The 1778-nt window shown below is 64.7% G+C and carries 2 protein-coding genes; both read right to left on the bottom strand.

Annotated features, from left to right (window positions below; all coding sequences use genetic code 11):
• Window positions 1–36: 36 nt before the first annotated feature.
• Window positions 37–936, bottom strand: a complete 900-nt coding sequence (locus CA951_RS42050; RefSeq protein WP_007299973.1) for a type II secretion system F family protein — start codon at window positions 934–936, stop codon at window positions 37–39.
• Window positions 933–1778: type II secretion system F family protein (locus CA951_RS42045; RefSeq protein ID WP_143543220.1), on the bottom strand; the 846-nt coding region annotated here is incomplete at its 5' end. The genes CA951_RS42050 and CA951_RS42045, both read right to left, overlap by 4 nt.

Here is a 1778-nt window from a genome sequence, read left to right as displayed (position 1 = left end):
TCCTTTCGCGGGGCCGACGTCGCACCGGTGAATCGTCTAGCCGGTGATGATGGTCAGCGCCGGGATCAGCAGCAGCATGATGAACAAGCCGGCGAGTCCGGCCAGCGGCATAGCCAGCTTTTCGGTAGCCTCCGCTGCCGCTCCCTGTTCGGCGCTGGCCTGAGCGGATCGCAGGCCCGCGGCCTTCGCCCGCAGTGAGGCGTAGACGGATGCGCCTTTGTCGCCGGTCATGTTCATGATGTCGGCCAAGTCGCCCAGCTCGGTCAGGCCGAGCTCATGGGAAACGCGTGTCAGGGCATTCCACGGGGCTTCGCCGGAGCGCCCGGCTTCGTACAGTTCCTCGTCGAGACGCAGGAACACCCATGAATCTCCTACCTGCGCAGCGCGCTCGAGGCTCTGGGTGGTGCCGATGCCACCGCGTCGGCACAGCGCGACGAGATCGATGTAGGAGCTCAGCGCCTGCGCGAATTCCGCTCGTGCCGCGGTTGCCCGGCGTCGGATTTCGATGTCGGGGATGAGGAAGAGCAGGAAGGCGGTCGCAATCGACAGGATGGCCGGGATGGACCATCCCAGGCCGACCCCGAATGCAGTCAGGACGAGGTTGAGGAAGGGGAAGATGAGCAGTCCGAGCAGTGCTGCGACGAGCTTTTCCCCGAGTACATGGGCGGGATCGCGGTGCAGCAGGGCGAGATCGGCGTTGGGGAGCGTGAAGAATTTGCTGTCCTGCAGGTAGGGGTGGACCCGGATGCCGAGTTTGTTCGCCATCCCGTCGATCAGGGAGGTTCCGGCTGTCGACGTGCGCTCCGGGGCCGGTCCGGACAGGCGCGACATGGCGTCACTGAGTGCGGGTTGTGCGCGCATGAAGTAGAGGGCAACCAGGTAGATGCCGATTGTTCCGACGCTCGTGTAGAGGATGACCGTCATCTGAATGCTCATCGCTGCGCTCCTACGAGGTCGGTGCGGTTGACGCGATCATTGGTGCCGATGAAGCGGGGATAGGTCGGCGGTTTGGTGGCCTGCTTCATCCAGTACAGGTCGGCCGCGAACAGGGTCAGCAGGATCAGGAGCACGATCTGCATTCCGCCCGACTTGTACGGTTCCATGAAGTTGGTGAACAGGAACGCTGCCGCGAGTGTGGTGATCGCGATGATGGTGACCCATTTCGCCTGTGTACGGCTGGATTTGCGGTCGGCCTCGGTGCGGCGTCGGCGCGCGACCATGTCGCCGACGTCTTCGGCGAGGCCTTCGAGCACGGCTGCAAGTCCGACGCCCCGCAGTTGCATGCTCAGTAGCAAGGCGCCACAGATCTTGTCCCCGACGCTGTCGTTGAGGTCCGATGCGAACCGTGTGATCGCATCCACCGGAGGGACGTTGTTGCGCAGGCGGCTGATGAACGCCGTGATCTCTTCCCGTAATGCCTCGGGGATCGGAGTGGAGATGATGGTGTGCTCGATTCCCGAACCGGCCTTCATGCTGCTGGACAGGTTGCGGGCCCACTCATCCATGGCCGCCAGCCGACTGATCTGCTGTTCTGCTTCGGGGCGGCCGAGCAGGTACGGCAGGCCGACCAGCAGCGCCGGGACCAGGAAGAGGGTGAAGAGCCAACCCGAGAGGGACGACACGACGATGCCGGCGGCGAAGCCCACGACGAGCAGGATCTGGGTGCTGCGCGGGATCTTCGACGAGCTGCGGCGCCGGCGCTGACGCGTGGGTGCGGTGGGATCGCGGCGGTCTTTCCATCCGATGACGATGCAGGCGACCCCAGCGCACAGCAGCAG

The sequence above is a fragment of the Rhodococcus sp. NCIMB 12038 genome (assembly GCF_002165735.1).
Taxonomy (GTDB): domain Bacteria; phylum Actinomycetota; class Actinomycetes; order Mycobacteriales; family Mycobacteriaceae; genus Rhodococcus_F.
The sequence above is the reverse complement of the archived record's forward strand: the minus strand, read 5'-3'. Positions and strand labels throughout refer to the sequence as shown.

Coding starts and splice junctions, on each gene's coding strand:
- CA951_RS42050 (WP_007299973.1), bottom strand. CDS start 936: ATGAGCATTCAGATGACGGTCATCCTCTACACGAGCGTCGGAACAATC.